21 protein-coding genes are annotated in these 17,875 nt (G+C 61.0%); 10 read left to right on the top strand and 11 right to left on the bottom strand.

Going from position 1 to position 17,875, the window contains the following annotated elements; all coding sequences use genetic code 11:
• Window positions 1-338 precede the first annotated feature (338 nt).
• Window positions 339-1,061, top strand: coding sequence for a glutathione S-transferase (locus BM216_RS11070; RefSeq protein WP_092999024.1), 723 nt, complete (start codon window positions 339-341; stop codon window positions 1,059-1,061).
• Window positions 1,062-1,067: 6 nt separating this feature from the next.
• On the opposite strand, the gene BM216_RS11065 is transcribed toward BM216_RS11070, so the two are convergent.
• Together BM216_RS11065 and BM216_RS11060 are read right to left on the bottom strand one after the other, a co-directional pair.
• Complete coding sequence (locus tag BM216_RS11065; protein ID WP_092999022.1) at window positions 1,068-1,580, bottom strand: superoxide dismutase family protein; 513 nt, start codon at window positions 1,578-1,580, stop codon at window positions 1,068-1,070.
• A 32-nt stretch (window positions 1,581-1,612) separates the two neighbouring features.
• On the bottom strand, window positions 1,613-2,119 hold the full coding sequence (locus BM216_RS11060; RefSeq protein WP_244530148.1) for a sigma-70 family RNA polymerase sigma factor: 507 nt from the start codon (window positions 2,117-2,119) through the stop codon (window positions 1,613-1,615).
• Window positions 2,120-2,272: 153 nt separating this feature from the next.
• On the opposite strand from BM216_RS11060, the gene BM216_RS11055 reads away from it, so the two are divergent.
• Together BM216_RS11055 and ligD are read left to right on the top strand one after the other, a co-directional pair.
• Entirely contained in the window at window positions 2,273-3,130 is an 858-nt protein-coding gene (locus BM216_RS11055) for a non-homologous end joining protein Ku (RefSeq protein ID WP_092999018.1), read from the top strand.
• A 3-nt stretch (window positions 3,131-3,133) separates the two neighbouring features.
• A complete protein-coding gene (gene ligD, locus BM216_RS11050) occupies window positions 3,134-5,686 on the top strand; it encodes a DNA ligase D (protein WP_092999016.1) in 2,553 nt (850 codons plus the stop codon).
• 24 nt (window positions 5,687-5,710) lie between these two features.
• On the opposite strand, the gene BM216_RS11045 is transcribed toward ligD, so the two are convergent.
• Together BM216_RS11045 and BM216_RS11040 are read right to left on the bottom strand one after the other, a co-directional pair.
• The gene (locus BM216_RS11045) at window positions 5,711-6,412 is read right to left on the bottom strand and encodes an FkbM family methyltransferase (protein ID WP_092999389.1); all 702 of its coding nucleotides are present in this window, start codon (window positions 6,410-6,412) and stop codon (window positions 5,711-5,713) included.
• A gap of 245 nt (window positions 6,413-6,657) precedes the next feature.
• Complete coding sequence (locus BM216_RS11040) at window positions 6,658-7,461, bottom strand: non-homologous end joining protein Ku (RefSeq protein WP_092999014.1); 804 nt, start codon at window positions 7,459-7,461, stop codon at window positions 6,658-6,660.
• A 115-nt stretch (window positions 7,462-7,576) separates the two neighbouring features.
• Here BM216_RS11040 and BM216_RS11035 point away from each other — a divergent pair, with 115 nt between their 5' ends.
• On the top strand, window positions 7,577-7,777 hold the full coding sequence (locus BM216_RS11035; RefSeq protein WP_092999012.1) for a hypothetical protein: 201 nt from the start codon (window positions 7,577-7,579) through the stop codon (window positions 7,775-7,777).
• A gap of 253 nt (window positions 7,778-8,030) precedes the next feature.
• Entirely contained in the window at window positions 8,031-8,159 is a 129-nt protein-coding gene (locus BM216_RS35010) for a hypothetical protein (protein ID WP_280141675.1), read from the top strand.
• 47 nt (window positions 8,160-8,206) lie between these two features.
• Here BM216_RS35010 and BM216_RS11030 read toward each other — a convergent pair whose 3' ends face one another.
• Window positions 8,207-8,536, bottom strand: a complete 330-nt coding sequence (locus BM216_RS11030; protein ID WP_092999010.1) for a hypothetical protein — start codon at window positions 8,534-8,536, stop codon at window positions 8,207-8,209.
• Between the two features lie 177 nt (window positions 8,537-8,713).
• Here BM216_RS11030 and BM216_RS11025 point away from each other — a divergent pair, with 177 nt between their 5' ends.
• Window positions 8,714-9,211, top strand: a complete 498-nt coding sequence (locus tag BM216_RS11025) for a YciE/YciF ferroxidase family protein (RefSeq protein WP_092999008.1) — start codon at window positions 8,714-8,716, stop codon at window positions 9,209-9,211.
• Window positions 9,212-9,287: 76 nt separating this feature from the next.
• Here BM216_RS11025 and BM216_RS11020 read toward each other — a convergent pair whose 3' ends face one another.
• Window positions 9,288-9,533: a DUF2188 domain-containing protein gene (locus BM216_RS11020; protein WP_092999006.1), complete on the bottom strand. Its 246-nt coding sequence runs from the start codon at window positions 9,531-9,533 to the stop codon at window positions 9,288-9,290.
• Window positions 9,534-9,698: 165 nt separating this feature from the next.
• On the opposite strand from BM216_RS11020, the gene BM216_RS11015 reads away from it, so the two are divergent.
• On the top strand, window positions 9,699-10,127 hold the full coding sequence (locus BM216_RS11015) for a DUF2934 domain-containing protein (protein ID WP_092999004.1): 429 nt from the start codon (window positions 9,699-9,701) through the stop codon (window positions 10,125-10,127).
• 310 nt (window positions 10,128-10,437) lie between these two features.
• Window positions 10,438-11,919 carry a glycogen synthase GlgA gene (gene glgA / locus BM216_RS11010; RefSeq protein WP_092999002.1) on the top strand — a complete coding sequence of 494 codons (1,482 nt, stop codon included), beginning with the start codon at window positions 10,438-10,440 and terminating at the stop codon, window positions 11,917-11,919.
• 25 nt (window positions 11,920-11,944) lie between these two features.
• On the opposite strand, the gene BM216_RS11005 is transcribed toward glgA, so the two are convergent.
• Window positions 11,945-12,340 (bottom strand): hypothetical protein, encoded by a 396-nt coding sequence (locus BM216_RS11005; protein WP_092999000.1) that lies wholly within the window; start codon window positions 12,338-12,340, stop codon window positions 11,945-11,947.
• A gap of 209 nt (window positions 12,341-12,549) precedes the next feature.
• Window positions 12,550-13,287: a helix-turn-helix transcriptional regulator gene (locus BM216_RS11000; protein ID WP_092998998.1), complete on the bottom strand. Its 738-nt coding sequence runs from the start codon at window positions 13,285-13,287 to the stop codon at window positions 12,550-12,552.
• Window positions 13,288-13,363: 76 nt separating this feature from the next.
• Here BM216_RS11000 and BM216_RS10995 point away from each other — a divergent pair, with 76 nt between their 5' ends.
• Window positions 13,364-13,792 carry a DUF1761 domain-containing protein gene (locus BM216_RS10995; protein ID WP_092998996.1) on the top strand — a complete coding sequence of 143 codons (429 nt, stop codon included), beginning with the start codon at window positions 13,364-13,366 and terminating at the stop codon, window positions 13,790-13,792.
• Between the two features lie 95 nt (window positions 13,793-13,887).
• On the opposite strand, the gene glgX is transcribed toward BM216_RS10995, so the two are convergent.
• Window positions 13,888-15,966 (bottom strand): glycogen debranching protein GlgX, encoded by a 2,079-nt coding sequence (gene glgX, locus BM216_RS10990; protein WP_210217035.1) that lies wholly within the window; start codon window positions 15,964-15,966, stop codon window positions 13,888-13,890.
• A 146-nt stretch (window positions 15,967-16,112) separates the two neighbouring features.
• Window positions 16,113-16,391: a hypothetical protein gene (locus BM216_RS10985; protein ID WP_092998994.1), complete on the bottom strand. Its 279-nt coding sequence runs from the start codon at window positions 16,389-16,391 to the stop codon at window positions 16,113-16,115.
• A gap of 131 nt (window positions 16,392-16,522) precedes the next feature.
• Here BM216_RS10985 and BM216_RS10980 point away from each other — a divergent pair, with 131 nt between their 5' ends.
• Window positions 16,523-16,783 carry a hypothetical protein gene (locus tag BM216_RS10980; RefSeq protein ID WP_092998992.1) on the top strand — a complete coding sequence of 87 codons (261 nt, stop codon included), beginning with the start codon at window positions 16,523-16,525 and terminating at the stop codon, window positions 16,781-16,783.
• 60 nt (window positions 16,784-16,843) lie between these two features.
• On the opposite strand, the gene BM216_RS10975 is transcribed toward BM216_RS10980, so the two are convergent.
• Window positions 16,844-17,836, bottom strand: a complete 993-nt coding sequence (locus BM216_RS10975; protein WP_092998990.1) for a zinc-dependent alcohol dehydrogenase family protein — start codon at window positions 17,834-17,836, stop codon at window positions 16,844-16,846.
• Window positions 17,837-17,875 lie beyond the last annotated feature (39 nt).

The following is a 17,875-nucleotide window of genomic DNA, read 5'->3' as shown; positions in this document are numbered from 1 at the left end:
CTGGAACAGAACAATGCTGCCAGAGAGACCCCGCCTACCTCCCCGGCGACGCTGGATGGCGTCTTTGTCGCGCCGTGGGATCCACTCTGCGGGGTAATTTAGGCTGAAGACATGGAAAGGACAGAGGATCGAGGGTTGAAAACAACAGGATCATCCCAGCGGCCGGCAATCCTCCGCAATCAGGGCGCGATGGGCGCAGCCTTGAAAATCGCCAACAGGCTATATGTTTAATTCACCAGCCATCGCCGCGCCCTACTGCAAACGCCCCTGCAGCCCGACGCGCCTTGAGGCCACCAGACGGTCAAATCCTTGAAGACGATAGATATTTCGGAGCAATCATGCCTTACGAACTTTATTACTGGGACGGCATTCAGGGCCGAGGTGAATTCGTGCGGCTGGCGCTGGAAGATGCCGGCGTCAAATATCTCGACAAGGGGCGGACCTCGCCCGGCGCCCAGACGATGATGGAATTCCTCAAGGGCAGCCACGCCCACGACCAGATGCCGTTTGCCCCGCCCTTCCTGAAGGACGGCGACCTCGTCATCTCCCATGTCGCCAACATACTGCTCTATCTGGCACCCAAACTCGAACTCGTGCCGGAGGACGAGGCCTCTCGCTATTTCGCCAACGGGCTGCAGCTAACGATCACCGATTTCGTGGCGGAAGTGCACGACACCCACCACCCGATCAGCACCGGCGACTATTACGAGGACCAGAAGGCGGAAGCCAAGGCGCGCTCCACGGCCTTCATCAAGGACCGTATCCCGAAATTCCTGGGCTATTTCGAGCGGATCATCGCCAAAAACCCGGCAAGGAGCGGCTTCGCACTTGGCAAGCAGCTGAGCTATGTGGATCTGTCGCTGTTCCAGGTGATGGAGGGACTGGCCTATGCCTTCCCGAAGGCGATGAAGGCTGCCATCAAAGATTATCCGAAACTCGCCGCATTACGCGACACGGTTGCCAGGCGCCCCAATATCGAAGCCTATCTCGGTTCCGCCCGGCGACTTGGCTTCAGCGAGTCCGGGATCTTTCGTCACTATCCCGAACTCGATATCGATTAGGCTCGATTATTCGATGACGGCGCAGGCGAGACGCTTGCCGGCATTGCCGGCCGGCTGGCCGGAATAGTCGTCGGGATTGGCATGGATCATCAGCGCCCTGCCCGTGATGCCGTTGTCGCCCTTGCCAAGCGTGACCGCCGAGTTGAAGACCTGCGCCTTCAGCGTGCCATCGGCCGGAACATACTGGTTGGGCATGTCGCCCGCATGAGGACCGTTTTCGGACTCATAGCCGTGCTCAGCCTTTGTCGGATTGAAGTGTCCGCCGGCTGAATCGTAATGGGTCATGGCATCGCAGCTGCCCGTTTCGTGGACGTGGAACGCCACCCATTTGTCGGCCGGCAGTCCGTTGATGTCGATCGAAATCAGCACGCCGGATTTCGTGCCGGTCAACTCGGCGGTTCCAATCTCCTTCCCGTCCTCTCCGGTAAAGGTCGCCTTCCCCTTCTGCGCATCCTGGGACATCGCCAGTCCCGGCACGGCAATGAGCGCAGCGGTGAGAGCTGTAAGCATATATTTCATCATCTTCTCCTTGGGTCCTCGTCTTCGAGGTTCTATCCGGCGTCCTCGCCCAGTTCTTGAAGGATCTGGTGACGCGCGCGGTTGAGCCGGCTCTTGACGGTGCCGACGGCGCAGTCGCAGATCTCGGCGGCGGCCTCGTAGCTCTCGCCGAGGATTGCGACCAGGGTCAGGACCTCGCGGTAATGCGGGGGCAGTTTCTGCAGGGCGCGCTGCACTTCGTGCGCCCTGGCCGTTATCTCCTGCGTCGCCGCCATCGGCGTGTCGCCCGATACGTTTTCCTCCAGTCCAGGCGCCTCGCGGCCCAGGACTTTCGACCTCGTATAGAAGGTGTTGCGCATGATCGTGAACAGCCACGACTTGAGCTTCGTGCCGCGCTCGAACTTGTCGAGATTGGCAAGCGCCTTCAACAGGGTTTCCTGTACGAGATCATCTGCATCCGACGGATTGCGGCAGAAGGTACGGGCAAAAGCACGGAGAGCCGGGATCAGCCTTACTATGTCTGCACGTGCAGGATCACCATTCAACTGTGGCTCAGACACCGTTGCCTACCTCTCCTCAGTCTCTTCCGGCGGGATTGGACGGTGGCAAACGAACGTACCTGCGATTTGGTTCCGCAAGTCGGACGGGCGTGCGCAACCGTACGGAACAAAGAACCGTGTACGCCGGTTGATAGGCTTTCGAGGAGGACGAGCGTGGCCCCGCGTGCGAACTGGAAAGGTTATCTGAAGATCGGCGAACTGAGCTGCCCGGTGGCGCTCTTCACCGCCGCCTCCACCTCCGACCGCGTCAGCTTCAACATCATCAACCGCCGGACCGGTAATCGCGTCAGCCGCAGGATGGTGGACGCCGATACCGGCCGCGAGGTGGACCGCGACGACATCGTCAAGGGCTACGAGGTCTCGAGCGGCGAATACGTCTTCCTCGATCCGGATGAGATCAAGGATGCGGTGCCCGACAGCGACAAGACGCTGGAGATGGAGCATTTCATTCCCTGCGACGGGATCGACACCATCTTCCTCGACCGTCCCTATTACCTCGCGCCGGCAGACACGCCCTCCGCCGAAACCTTCCAGCTGATCAGGGCCGCGCTGCAGGAGAAGAAGGTGGCGGCACTCGCCAGCACTGTCCTCTTCCGGCGGATGCGCACGCTTCTCATCCGCCCGAGCGACGAGGGCATGGTGGCCAGCACGCTGACCTATGACTACGAGGTGCGCCCGGCCAAGGAGATCTTTTCGGGTATCAAGAGCTTCAAGATCGAGGGCGAGATGCTCAATCTCGCAAAGCACATCATCGACACCAAGCGCGGCAAGTTCGATCCGCAAAAATTTGACGACCGCTACGAGGCGGCGCTGTCCGAACTGATCAAGGCGAAGATCGAGGGCCGCAAGCCGAAGAAGAAGCCGGCGCCGAAACCACAGAAGGTGACGAGCCTGATGGATGCGCTGCGCCAGAGCGCCGGCTCGTCTTCCGGAAAGAAGTCCGCAGCGAAGAAGAGCGCGGCAAAGTCATCATCCCGCAAGGCCGCCGCGCCGCAGAAGAAGGCGAGCTGATCCATGGCGCTCGAAACCTATAACCAGAAGCGCAACTTCAAGGTCTCGCCCGAGCCGCAGGGAAGGGCGTCAAAAGCCCGCAAGGCCAAAGGCGGCGGCAGCTTCGTCATCCAGAAGCATGACGCGACCCGGCTGCACTATGATTTTCGCCTGGAAATGGACGGCGTGCTGAAGAGCTGGGCGGTCACCCGCGGACCGAGCCTGTCGCCCGGGGAAAAGCGGCTGGCCGTGCATGTCGAGGATCACCCGCTGGATTACGGCGGCTTCGAAGGCATGATCCCGAAAGGCAATTACGGCGCCGGGGCGGTGATGCTGTGGGACCGGGGCAGCTGGGAGCCGATCGGCGATCCTCATAAGGCCTACAAGAAAGGCCATATGGAATTCGAGTTGAAGGGCGAGAAGCTGGAGGGCCGATGGCATCTCGTCAAAATGGCGAAGAAGGATGGCGAGAAGCGCGAAAACTGGCTGCTGATCAAGAGCGAGGACGAGTTCGCCCGTGCAGACGGCGACGAGGATATTCTCGACCAGTTGCCGCTCTCGGTGAAAACCGGCAAGAGCCTCGACGAAATCTGGGGCCGGGCACCGGCACGCGGAACGACGGCGAAAAAGGACGCAGCGAAGTCGGCGAAGGGCAAAACGAAGCCAGCCGCCAAAGCCACCGTTGACCGTGCTAAAGGCGTGAAGGGCTCGAAGAAGGCGAAGATGCCGGACTTCGTCGAGCCGCAGCTTGCCACGCTGGTAAAATCCGCTCCCTCGGGCAAACGGTGGATACACGAGGTCAAGATCGACGGTTATCGGCTGCAGGCCCGCATCGAGACCGGCAGGAACGGGAAATCGATCCGACTTCTGACCCGCACCGGTCTCGACTGGACGGAAAAATTCGGCCGGGACGTCGTTGCCGAGTTGGAAAAGCTCCCGGCCGACAACGCTATTATCGACGGCGAACTGGCGGTGGAGGCCGGCTCGGGTGCCACCGATTTCTCGCTGCTGCAGCAGGATCTGAGCGAGGGCGTCGCCGACCGTTTCACCTTCTTCGCCTTCGACCTTCTTTATTTCGACGGCGCCGACATGACCGGTGCGAAGCTGACCGACCGCAAGGAGGCGCTACAGGCGCTCACGGCAGGCGCAGATGCCGCCCTGCGCTACAGCGAGCATTTCGGCGATGAGGGCGGGCTGGTGCTGAAACATGCCTGCCGGCTGAGCCTCGAAGGCATCATTTCCAAGGTTGCCGACGCGCCTTACCGATCCGGCCGCGGCAAGGACTGGGTGAAGTCGAAATGCACGGCGCGGCAGGAATTCGTCGTCGCCGGCTTTGTCCCCTCCTCCGTCGACAAGCAGGCGATCGGCTCGCTTGTCATGGGCTATTATGAAAAAGGCAAGCTGCGCCATGCCGGGCGCGTCGGCACCGGCTATTCCGCTACCGTGGCGCGCTCCCTGTTCAAAAGGCTCGCGGCCATCGGTACCGATGAAAGCCCATTCGATGAAAAGCTGACGGGGCTGGAAAGAAAAGATGTCGTCTTCGTCGAACCGATTTCGGTGGCAGAGGTGGAATTCCGCGGCTGGACGGCAGATGCCCATATCCGGCATGCTGCCTTCCGGGGTCTGCGCGAGGACAAGGACCCGAAGGATATCGTCCGGGAGAAGACCGGCATGTCGGAACCTGAAGCAATAAAGCCGCCGAAGCGATCGGTGACGCTTACCCATCCCGACCGGCTCTACTGGCCGGATGCAGGCGTGACCAAGGCCGGTCTCGCCGACTATTATGCCGAGGTCTGGCGGCTGATGGCGCCTTTCGTCGTCAACCGGCCGCTCGCCCTGCTGCGCGGGCCGGATGGCATCGGCACGGAGGGCAAGGCCAAGCAGCTTTTCTTCCAGAAGCACGGCTGGAAGGGCATGACCAACAAGGCGGTGCTGGTTAAGGACCCGGCAGACAAAGCGGACGAATACATCTCGATCCGCGATCTCGACGGCCTTCTCGGTCTCGTCCAGGGTGCGACGCTAGAAATCCATCCCTGGGGCTCGACGCTGGACGACTGGGAAAAGCCGGACATGGTCAATATCGATCTCGACCCCGGCGACGGCGTGCCCTGGACCGCCACGATCGCCGCCGCCCACGAGGTGAAGAGCCGTTTCGAGGCCATGGGCCTGACCGCCTTCGTCAAGACATCCGGCGGCAAGGGCCTTCATGTCGTGGCGCCGCTGAAACCCAAGGCGGAATGGCCGGAGGTGAAGGCGGCAATGAAGGCGCTGGCCGATGGCATGGCGGGCGACGATCCCGACAAATACGTATCGACCATCACCAAGTCGAAGCGCAAGGGCAGGATTCTGATAGACTATCTGAGGAACGGCCGCGGCAACACGGCGGTGGCGCCCTATTCCACCCGCGCCCGCCCCGGCGCGCCGGTTTCCATGCCTATTTCCTGGGACGAACTCGGCGGCGCCATCGGCCCCAACTATTTCACCGTAAACAACGCGCCCGCCCGCATCGCCCAGCAGGCAAGCGACCCATGGGCAGATTTCCGCAAGGCGCAGGCTGTGATGAAAGTGAAGAAATAACTTCCTTGCCGCCGGCCGCGATGTTCAGTGAAGGTCACTGCGCACCGAGAAGATGTAGTTGTAGAGGCCGGATTGCTTTTCCGCCTCGCTGTTCGAGAAGGGTCTCAGTCGCGCATCCTTGAGGAAATAAGCGTTATATCCCAAGGGCGCCAGGTAATCGATCACGCTCGTGACGGCGTTGGGACGGTGGCGGTCTTCCGCCTCTATGAGCAGGTTCGGGCGATCCCGCCGCAGCACCGCTTCGGCGCCTTTGAGAACCTTCAGTTCATGCCCCTCGACATCGACCTTGATGAAGCCGACCTTGCCGAGATCGTAGCCGTCCAGGCGGCGCATCGGCACGGAGATCTCCCGCACCTTGTAGCTGGAGAGCGTGTTCTCCTCCTCGATCGTCGCGCAGCCGCCCATGTAGCGTTCACAGGGAATGCGCATTTTCGCCATGCCGGCCGTGTCCGAAAGCGCCACGAGTTCGACCTGGACCGACGAGCCGAAGGCAGCCTTGAGAAAATCCGCCATGTCGGGCTGAGGTTCGAAGGCGATCACGTTGCGGGCATGCCGGCGCAGATACCAGGAATAGACGCCGCAATTTGCACCGATATCAAGGGCGATCTGGTCCGGCGGACACAATTTCCCGAGGATGTGCAGTTCCGGTTCGCCATTGCGCCAATCGCGGATCGCCCGGCTCCACATCCGGATCCGAGGCGGCACAACACTTGCCATCATAACCATCTTGTCCCCCGACAGATTAGGATCGCGGAACAGCGCCGCCCGACCTCTATCTTCGGGGGCCTCGGGGCAGGTTTCCAGATGATCGTTCGGATGGTCCAAGCATCGTCTTTTGCCCATGGCACGGACGCAGGCCCTCACCCTTCCTACGTCCTTGTCCGTATCAGCCGGGCATTCGGCGACCGCGACGGAGAATGCGGGCTTCCGCGACGTCGGTTCCCGCCGCCGGCCGCATTTTCCGGGTTCGCCTATTTCCGCGGCGACTTGCGTTCCGCCTCCAGGCTCTTCTTTAGGGCGGCGGTAATGTCGATGACATTGCTCTTGCGCTCCGGCGCCTTGTCCTCGACCTTCTTCGTTTTGCGGCCCTTCTTGCGCTTGGCGATCATGGCGAGAAGCTTGTCCTGAACCGGATCCTCGGCCATGGACGGGTCCCATTTGGCGGTCTGGGCGTCGATCACCTTCTTCATCAGTTTCAGCTGGTCGGGCGCGACCTTGGTCTTCGGCTTCGCGGCCGCATAATCCTCGGCATCGCGCACCTCGTCGCCATAACGCAGCGTCCACACGACGATGCCCTTGTCCTTGGGGAGCAGCAGCACGGCGCGTTCGCGGCGGTACATGACCAGCCGCGCAATGCCGGCGGTCCTCGTCTTTGCCATCGCCTCGCGGATGACAGCAAAGGCTTCCGCGCTCACCTCGTCGTCCGGCGCCAGGTAATGCGGCCGGTCGTACCAGACCCAGCCGATCGAATCCGCGGAAACGAAGGTCTCGATATCGATCGTGCGGGTGCTTTCCAGGCCGACATCCTCGATCTCGTCATCCTCGAGCAGCACATAGTCGTTCTCACCCTTCTCGTAGCCCTTCACCTGGTCGTCATCATCGACCGGCTTGCCGGTGACGGCATCGACATACTGGTTGAGCACCCGATTATGGGTCTTGGCGTTGATGTTATGGAAACGGACCTTGGCGCCTTCCGAAACGGCCGGCGTCATCGTCACCTTGCAGGTGACGAGCGAAAGCTTGAGATAGCCTTTCCAGAACGGCCGCGGCGCCACGAGGGATGCCTCCTATTTCCAAACTGTGCCGATAACCCTTCGCACCGAGGCTTGGTTCCGGAACAAAGCTTGGCGGCTGCTCGTTTTGACCGAAGCAATTCGAGGAGACAGGACCATGGGTACCAACAGCACGCCGAACCCCGATCATGACCGCAAGACGAAGAACACCGAGGAATCGGCGCGGACAAAGGGCAGGAAGGCAGAGCTGGACGAGCAGCTGAACGAGGGCCTGGAGGAAACATTCCCGGCGAGCGATCCCGTCTCGACGACGACCACCTCCATTCCCGCCGGCACGCCGAAGCCGCCCAAGCACTAGAATTGCCAGGGCCGAGACAGTTGCCGATCGAGTTTGAAAACGGGCGGATCCGGTAAAACGGAGCCGCCCTTCTCCGTTTGCATCCGTTTGTATTCATCTGTGACATTTTCGGGATTTCCGAAGATGACGAACTTGCTGTATTGATGTCTAAAGTAGGGTTCAGGACTGGGTTACGGTTGCCAACTGGGCACCGCGTACTTCAGAGGTCGGGATGGCGAAACAGGGCGCTCAGGTTGATGAGCGAGAGGCAAGAATGGGACGTCGCGTCAGTGGCAAGGTCTCGGTATTGCTAACGGAGATCGAGAAGGAAGAAGTTCCCGATCGCCTGCTGGAGCTTGCGCGCAAGCTGCAGGATGCCCTGAACGACAAGATGAGCGGCTGAGGCCGCAGCCTCCACCGACCGCCTCTCGCATTCCCGAGCTTTGATTGCTACCGTTGCATCGGCACGATCGTGTCGATCCGCGCGCGGCCCTCGACGATCTCCCGCGCACCGTCCGCGCCGAACCGTCCACTTGTATCCTCGATCACCGTATAGAGCTTGTCGTTGCGGAACGCGCTTGCATCTCTTGTCGAATTGCCTTCGGCCGGCGATGCGTCGATCTCGGTGAAGTCGAGCTCGGCCTCGCTGGCGACGAGCCGCGCATCACCTGCCGTCCTAGCGCGGACGACGACCTCGCCCTGCGGCGGGGAATTCTGCCACGCCGGATCGTCGCTGGCCGCGGCCGGTACGAGACGATAGATCTTCAGCTGTTCTTCCATCACCAGTCACCTGTCTTCTGTCGGCCGCAGGCTGCGCGGCACCCTGGATAAACCGCCGCCACTACGTTCGGTTCCGTACCAAGCCGATTACGCCCTGCCGGCTTCAGGAACTTTACTCCCCACGCCCGGTTAGACGGTCGCAACCTTCCAACGAATGACGAATAGGGAGAGACTGACATGGCGACCAAGACGCTGAACGATCTGTTCTACGAGACGCTCAAAGATATCTACTATGCCGAACGGCAGATCGTGAAGGCGCTGCCGAAGATGGCCCGCGGCGCGCAGGACCCGAAACTGAAGGCGGCCTTCGAAACCCACAAGGAAGAGACGGAAGGTCAGATCGAACGGCTGAAGCAGGTGTTCGAACTCATCGGCAAGCGCGCCCAGGGAAAGACCTGCGACGCGATCGAGGGCATCTTGTCAGAGGGCGAAGAGATTCTGGAGGAATTCAAGGGCACGCCGGCGCTCGATGCCGGCCTTCTCGCCGCAGCCCAGGCTGTCGAACACTACGAGATCAGCCGCTATGGCACGCTGCGTGCCTGGGCCGGGCAACTCGGACTGAAGGATGCGGCAAAGCTTCTCGAGGAAACGCTGAAGGAGGAGTCGAAAACCGACGACCTTCTGACCGGCCTTGCCGAGAGCGCCGTCAACGTTGCGGCGAAGAAGGCGGCATGACGACCATCTCTCCAAACAGCTGAAATGGAAAAGCCCGGCGATGCCGGGCTTTTTATTCTCTGGCAAACTGATCTGCTCAGCGGTGCGCAACCACCCCGGAATTGTTCGGCTGTATCGCGCTGACCGACTGGATCAGCGTCATGTTGCCGTTCAATCCCTGGCGGCGAAAGATCTTCGTTTCATAGCCGCCGTGGCTGCGAAGCTGCGTACGGGCAGCTTCGAGTGCCAGTTCGTAAGTGTGATAGGATGACGCGGATTGAACGCCATCAATCACGTAGACCCACCCGGTCACATGAGGCATGATATCGCAGTAGTTCTGCATTGTGAGTGTCTCCTTCCCTGAAACGGAAACCTCGATCAATCGGGAAAGTTCCTGGGCCGGAGAAGATTTTCCGCCACGTCACTCACGGGACGTTGCGGTTCGTAATATTTTCGTGGAACTTTACCGCATTGCACGCGTTTTGTTGTTTGGGCGAAGGAGACGACGATGGCGGCCTCAGAAGAACAATGGATAAAGCATAGAGCCTACGAATTGTGGGAACAGGAGGGCTATCCCTCCGGCAAGGATCAGGAGCACTGGGAACGGGCGAAGCTCGAATATGCCCTGCTCAAGCCGGCAGCCACGGAGAAGGGCTCGGAAAAAAGCAAGTCCGGACGCAAGTCCTCCGGCGTGAAACCTCCCGAAGCAATGGCCCCCGCAGTGAAAGCTGCCGCAAAGGCGAAAAAGCCCGCTGCCAAGACAGCGGCTCCCAAGGCGGCAAAGCCCGCATCTTCGAAGTCTTCCGCGGTGAAGGCTGCTCCGGCTAAGAAGGCCGAGACCAAGGCCAAGACACCCGCTGCTGCCGCTTCCACGACACCGGATCAGACAAAAAAGCGCCCGAAAAAGGCTGTGCCCAAAAAGGCTGCCGCGGAATAGGCTTGAGCCTCTCCGCCTGCTGACCTTCATGGCTTTGATTGCCAATCGTGGCCGGCAACCCGTTGCCGGGCACATGTCTTGTTTGGATCAGGAACATGGTTTCAGCATTTGGCACGCAGGCGGATTTTTCAGAGGGATTGTTGCTTTGTCATCGTCCATTGCGCCCTGCCCGTCTGCCGGTCGACCATGATCACGAAATCATGCGGGAACGGGGGCAATGAGCGCTTATCTCTCCGTCGAGCCGCACATTTCTCGTCGCTTTAGCCGCGTGGCGTCGAGTTCGTCTACTGCCAAGGGAAAATATGCCGAGATGAAAATTCTGTCCGTGACGTCGGAGATCTATCCACTGATCAAGACCGGTGGACTGGCCGACGTGACGGGCTCGCTGCCCAAGGCGCTCGAACCGCTCGGCATCCAGACGACATCCCTGGTTCCCGGATATCCAAGGGTGAAGAAAGCGCTTGGCAGCGCGACCCAGTTGATGGTGTTCGAAGACCTGCTGGGCGAGCGCGCTTCCCTGCTGCATGCGCAGGTGGAAGGGCTCGACCTCCTCATCCTCGACGCACCGACCTTGTATGACCGCCCGGGCGGCCCCTATGTCGACCAGTTCGGCGAGGACCATCCAGACAACTGGAAGCGCTTTGCCGCGCTGTCGCTCGCGGCAGCCGAGATTGCCGGCGGCGCGCTGCCCGGCTGGGTGCCGGATGTCGTCCATACCCATGACTGGCAGACGGCTATGACCTCGGTCTACATGCGCCAGGCGGGTTGCATGATCCCGGTCGTCATAACCATCCACAATCTGGCTTTCCAGGGCCAGTATTCCTCCGACCTGCTGCCTTATATCGGCCTGCCGATGGAAGCCTATTCCCTCGACCGGTTGGAATATTTCGGCGATATCTGCTTCCTCAAGGGCGGGCTGCAGACGGCCGATGCGATCACCACGGTCAGCCCCACCTATGCGCGCGAGATACTGACTCCGCGCTTCGGCATGGGCCTCAACGGCGTGCTGAACGAAAGGGTCCAGGCGCTGCGCGGCATCGTCAACGGCATCGATCTCGATGTATGGGACCCGGCGACCGACCCCTACCTGCCGCAGAATTTCGACATTAGCAGCCTGCGCCGCAAGCGCGACAACCGGGCGCCTCTGCTCGAACATTTCGGCCTTGAGCCGGACGATGGCGGACCGATCTTCTCCGCCGTCAGCCGCATCGCCTGGCAGAAGGGCATCGACATGCTGGCGGAGACGGCCGACGAGGTGATCCACAATGGCGGCCGCATCATCATCTTCGGCCAAGGCGACCATGCGATCGAAAAGTCGGTGATGGAAACTGCGGCCCGTTATCCCGGCCGCATGGCGGTGCATGTCGGTTACGACGAGCCGACGGCGCACCTGATCCAGGGCGGATCGGACGCAATCGTCCAGCCGTCGCGCTTCGAGCCCTGCGGCCTGACCCAGCTCTACGCACTGCGCTACGGTTGCGTGCCGGTCGTCTCGCGCACCGGCGGGCTGTCGGAAACCATCATCGACGCCAATGACGCGGCCATGTCCGCCCGCGTCGCCACCGGCTTCCAGTTCCATCCGGTCACCGCCAACGGCCTGCGGCTGGCGCTGCGCCGTGCGCTGCACGCCTATGAAGAACCGAAAATGTGGGCGCGGCTGCAGAACCAGGGCATGAAGACGAAATTCTCTTGGGAACGTTCAGCCCAGCAATATGCCTCCGTCTATGAAAACGTCATCAGGAAGACGACTCAACCCCAGACAACGGGCCTGAGACGGCTGAAATTCTGGTAACAGTCGGACGGCAGCAGCCGTCGCATCATGCGCGTTTGCGCCGCCGGGACCTTTTCGCCATCCCTTCTCCGAATCCGTCGCCGCTCATCTCGCCGGAACGCGCCTTGCTGCGTGACGGCCAGCGCGAGGGAATGCAGGCCCAGATCAGGAAGATCGGTATGGAGATGATGACGGGGATGAGGCTCGCCTCATGCACCGTGACGGCATCCGTCCATCCATCGATCGTTCGCGCGCCGGCGAAAATGCCGGTCCAGACGAACGCGAAACCGGCAAAGACAGCGAGGCCGGCAATCACGCCATAGACGATGCCATGGTCGAATGTGCCCTGCCACGCGAGAATGACGAACCCGCCCCCGCCGATGAAGATCAGGCCGAAAACGACGAGGAAAATCCGCATGAAGACGATCAGGCCCTTACTCATCTGTCCTTCGCCTCTCCCTGAGCCGGAAGTCTCTCCGCAGTAAACAAACGAGACTTGTCCCTGACGATCGGTATGATGGCTCTCCCTCATCGCGCGACCTGATCAGGTCCGGTTGCCGAGGGTGATCGCAAAATATGGCAGTGCAGGCAACCCGGATTGTCCATGGCCGTCGCGGCGCCAATCTCATGACAGCGCAGCGTTGATAACCCTTAGGGCCGGGATTCCCGTTCTGCCGGCGCATCCGTCGCGATATCCGACCGTTCGTCGCCTCTTGCAAGATCAGCCAGATAGTGACGCAGCAGAACCGCGCGCCTTGGCCGGAAACTCGTTCCATTGGATCTGGCTTGCACGATCCGGTCGGTTCGAAACATCCTGAAGGCCTCTCTCAGGCAGCACCAGGACAATACGGTCTGCACCCTGTCGGTATACATGATGGCAAGCGGCAGGATTGTGCGTTTGCTGAGGATCTGATCCCTGTCGATATATTCAATGTCCAGAGCCTCCTCCTTCCAGCAGGCCTGCCTGATCGTCTCGGCATGATCCGTCGCAGCGTAGCGCTGTTCGGGCCGAAAGACCTGCGAGATCGCGTGAAACAGCTGCTGCTCGCGGTCGTCAGGCAAGGAGGCCGCCACCTTGGCAATTACGGAAATGGCAGCCTTCGCCAGGACGGGATCGCCCATGTGCCTGACCTCGGCCATGCCGAGCGCGATGGCTTCGATTTCCTCGCGGCCGAACGTCTGGGGCGGGAGGGAATAATCCTCCGTCAGCCTGTAGCCATATCCGCGTTCGCCCTCGATCCGCGCGCCTGCCGCACGCAGGCTGTCTATGTCCCGATAGAGCGAACGAACGGATACGCCCGTCTCCTCCGCCAGCCGGGCAGCCGTGATCGGTGCGGGCATCGTGCGCATTGCCTGGAGAAGTCGGAAAAGCCTGTCGGTCCGAGCCATCACTCAACTGCCGTAAACTGTCAGTTGCCTCAGCCTATAGCAGCCTCATCGACAGCGCGCCAACAAAGGAAACGCCATGCTCGCAGCCTTCGCCGAAATTCACTGGATTGCCGTACTGGCAGCCACACTCGCCTTCACCATTCTGGGCGCCATCTACTTCATGGCCCTGGTCCCGAAGCAGTATCTTTATGTAACGGGACGGGAAAAACTGTCGAAGGAAGAGCAGAAGGTCTCCGGCGCAATATTCGTTGTCGGGCCGATGCTGTGCTCGCTGGTGATCGCTATCGCTGACGCCTTGCTTATCAGGGCGCTCGGCATCACGTCCCTGGCCGACGCGCTGGTTCTCGGGCTCGTCGTGGGGATGGGCTTTCTCGGGCCGATGACGTTCACCATCGCGATCAACCCGCTGTTTCCGCGACCGCTGCAATACGGACTGTTGAACGCCCCCTATTTCCTCGTGGCCAACCTCGTCGCATGCGCCGTGCTGGTGCTGCTTCCAGCCTGAAGTGATGCAGAGCCCACAGGCGGACCATTTCACAGATGAGGCCCGATCCAGACGGATCGGGCCTCACGAAATCAAAGACGGTTGTAACAGATGGCTTACGGCCGCCTGAACAGCGCCAGACTGCGGCCTTCGAGCTCGAAATCCTTTTCCTTGGTGATGACGAGCCCGTGTTTCTTGGTGTCGCAGGTGGTCAGTTCCAGTACCCAGCCGCCCTCGCCGAATTGCGGGATGCGGAAGGGCACGTTGCCTTCGAACGGGTTGAACAGCATCAGCACGTCGTGCCAGATGCCCTCCTCCGTTTGCAGGTCCGGGCGGCCGATATAGACGCCGAGCGTCGTGCCCTCGTCCCACTGCTCGGGCTGCTGGAAGCCGCCGCCGGCGTTGAACCACTTGATGTCCATCCCGTCGCGCCAGTTTTCCCGGCGAAGCAGCGGCTGTTCGGCGCGCAGCTTGATGATGTGGCGGGTGAATTCGCGCAGCGCCTCGCAGGTCTCCGGCAGGTCGTCCCAGTGGACCCAGGAGATCTCGCTATCCTGCGCATAGCCGTTATTGTTGCCCATCTGGCTGCGGCCGAATTCATCGCCGGCAAGCAGCATCGGCGTGCCGTGCGAGAAGAACAGGGTGGCGAGGAAATTGCGCTTCTGGCGGTCGCGCACGTCGTTGATGGCCTCGTTTTCCGTCGGGCCTTCCTCTCCGTAATTGTAGGAGCGGTTGTCGTTGTGGCCGTCGTTATTGTCCTCGCCATTCGCCTCGTTGTGCTTCTCGTTGTAGGAAACGAGGTCGTTCAGCGTAAAACCGTCATGGGCGGTGATGAAATTGACGGAAGCCCACGGGCGGCGGCCGCGCTGGTCATAGAGATCTCCGGACCCGAGCAGGCGGGCGGCGAAATCTGTCGAGACATTGTCGCCCTTCCAGTATTCGCGCACCGTGTCGCGATACTTGTCGTTCCATTCGGCCCAGCCGGGCGGGAAGCCGCCGACCTGATAGCCGCCGGGGCCGATATCCCAGGGCTCGCCGATGAGTTTGAGCTTCGACAGGACCGGGTCCTGCGTCATCGCATCGAAGAAGCCGCCGCGCTCGTCGAAGCCTTCCGGCTCGCGGCCGAGAATGGTGCCGAGATCGAAGCGGAAACCGTCGACATGCATCGATTCCGCCCAGTAGCGCAGCGAATCCATCACCATCTGCAGCACGCGCGGGTGGGACGTGTTGACCGTGTTACCCGTGCCGGTGTCGTTGATGTAATAGCGATGCTGGTCCGGCATCGTGCGGTAATAGGAGAAGTTGTCGATGCCCTTGAAGGAAAGCGTCGGGCCGAGCTCGTTGCCTTCAGCGGTGTGGTTGTAGACCACGTCGAGAATGACCTCGACACCGGCATCGTGGAAGGCCCGCACCATGTCGCGGAACCCCTGGATGCCGCGCGGGCCGTAATAGCGCGAGGCCGGGGCGAAGAAGCCGAGCGTGTTGTAGCCCCAGAAATTCTTCAGGCCCTTGTCGAGCAGATGCTGGTCGTCGGGGAAGTAATGGACTGGCAGCAGTTCCACCGAAGTAATGCCGAGGCTCTTGATATAGTCGACGGATGCCTTGTGACCCATGCCCTCGAATGTGCCGCGCAATTCCTTCGGAATGGCAGAATTGAGCTGGGTGAAACCCTTCACATGGGTCTCGTAGAGCACGGTCGCCGGCCAGGAGATGCTGGGGCGGTTCTGGTCCTGCCAGTCGAATTCGTTGGGGTCGATCACCTTAGCTTTGGGAGTGAAGGGCGCGCTGTCCCGGCTGTCGAAGACGAGATCCTTGTCCTCATGCAGGAGATCGTAGGCAAAATGCGCCTCGTTCCACTGGATATCACCGACGAGTTCGCGCGCATAAGGATCGAGCAACAGCTTGTTGGCGTTGAAGCGATGGCCGTTTTCGGGATCATAAGGGCCGTGAACGCGGAAGCCGTACAGTGCGCCGGGCTTCAGGCCGGGCACGTAGCCATGCCAGATCTCGTGAGTGTATTCTGGAAGATCGAGCCGCGCGATCTCGACCTTGCCACTGGGATCGTAGAGGCAGAGCTCGACCCGCTCGGCATGGGCGGAGAAGATGGCAAAGTTGACGCCCTCGCCGTCGAAATTGGCGCCAAGCTGGAGCCAGTTGCCCGCCTCGATCGTGAAATGATTGGCCTTCATATCCATGCCGAACCCCCTTGCCGGAAACCTGGGTGAGAAAATCTGCCTGACAATGGTGCGGCGCGGCATTTGGTTCCGCCGATGCACGAAAGAGCAGAAAACTCACCCCAAGGCGTCGCCTCCAGGCGCAAAAGGGCTGCAACGGCCTCCCGCTACGGCTGAGATGGGTTCCTGCGGCGTCGAAGATCGAGAGCGACGACCTTCTCGACGGCAGCGATATCGGCCTCGGCCACTGCCGGCACCGGATCGGCGGCAATCGCTTCGAGCACCTCGGGTGCCAGCGCGCCGTTGCGGATGACATATTCCAGCGCCTCGCGCGTCTGCCGCTCCGCTTTCAGTTGGGCGTAGAGCGCCAGGATCAGCCGATCGCGGACATCCATCTCCTCACTGCCCTCGCTCGGGCCTTTGCCCGATTTCGCCATATGCGCCATGCTCTCCTCCTGTCTTGTGCTGCAGGGTGAACTTTCCGTCGCAGTCATTGTTCCCAATGGCCTTGCGGCTCCTATCTCCCCGTCATGACCGGCCTGATCATTCAAGGCCCCAATATCCGGAAGGAGCGACCATGACGTCTCTGGCACCCGAAGAACTGGAAGGACGGCTGAACGCCCATCGCGAGCTGATGATCGAAATGCTGGCGGCAATGATCGGCGGCGAGGTGACCATCACAAGCTTCCTGCGAAAACTCCGCGACGACGCGACCTTCAAGGACAATGAGGAGGATCCCGGCGTCATGCCGGAAGAGGCCTTCGCCATCGAAAACGCAGCCGCTCGCGAGATGCGATCCATACTGGAGGCGGCGCGCGCCAGGGCGGAGGCGGACTAGGCCGTTGTTCCGCCGGCCGGGCAGTCCGGCGGAACGATCCCGGCAGCCAACGTCGAGGGCTCAGGGCAAATCCGCACCGGCAAGATTAGCCGAAGGCCCGACTGCTATGGCGATTTTTCCTCGAACACCATTGTTGCGGGTCTCCAGAAGAGTGTGGGCGAGCGGAATGTCGGCAAGCGAATAGACGGCGCCAACATGCGGCCGCAGCTGACCACGCTCCACCAATGCACTCAACTCATCGAGCTTGCCGCGGTTCTGTCGTGTGAAAACGAAGTGATAACTCGCGTTCTTGCCCCAGGCCTGTACGAGATTTTGCGGCTGGGCAATATCCACGATCGTGACGACGCGGCCGAGCTGCGCAAGTGCGTCGGGGCTGCGCGACAATGTGTTGCCGCCAATGGTGTCGAACACGACATCGACTCCGCGGCCGCCCGTTTCCCGCATGACGGCATCGGCATAATCTTCGGTCGTGTAGTCAATGACCACATCCGCACCCAGACTTGTTGCGAACTCGAAGTTTGCTTCACGCACGGTCGTGAACACTCTTGCTCCCATGGCTTTCGCGACCTGGATCGCCACATGGCCAACCCCTCCCGCGCCGCCGTGGACCAGAATGCTTTCCCCCACTCTCAGCGCCGCACGCACGACCAAAGCTTCCCATACCGTCCCGCCAACGAGGGTCAGGCTTGCGGCCTCGAGGTGGGTCAGCGAGACAGGTTTCTTCCCGACAATTCCTTCGGCAGCAACGTGGTACTCGGCATAACTTCCCGGCCCGTCAAATATTTGCGGGGTGTACCAAACTTCGTCCCCGGGCGAGAAGGTCGTCACGCCCGGTCCGACGGCCTCGACAATGCCGGATACGTCGTGCCCGGTAATCGCCGGCAGCGGCACCAGATCGGAATAATCACCACGTCGCACCTGGTAATCCAACGGATTGATGGAGGTTGCATGTACCCGGACGAGGACCTGCCCCGGGCTTGGAACAGGCTTGGCCACATCGCGAAGTTCGAACGCTTCCGGGCCGCCAAATGATTTGAGGGTCATTGCTTTCATTGCACATCCTTGTTTCGTTAAAAAGGAATATCGCGAATT

Source organism: Rhizobium sp. NFR07 (assembly GCF_900111905.1).
GTDB lineage: Bacteria > Pseudomonadota > Alphaproteobacteria > Rhizobiales > Rhizobiaceae > Neorhizobium.
This window is presented reverse-complemented; position numbering and strand designations above follow the sequence as displayed.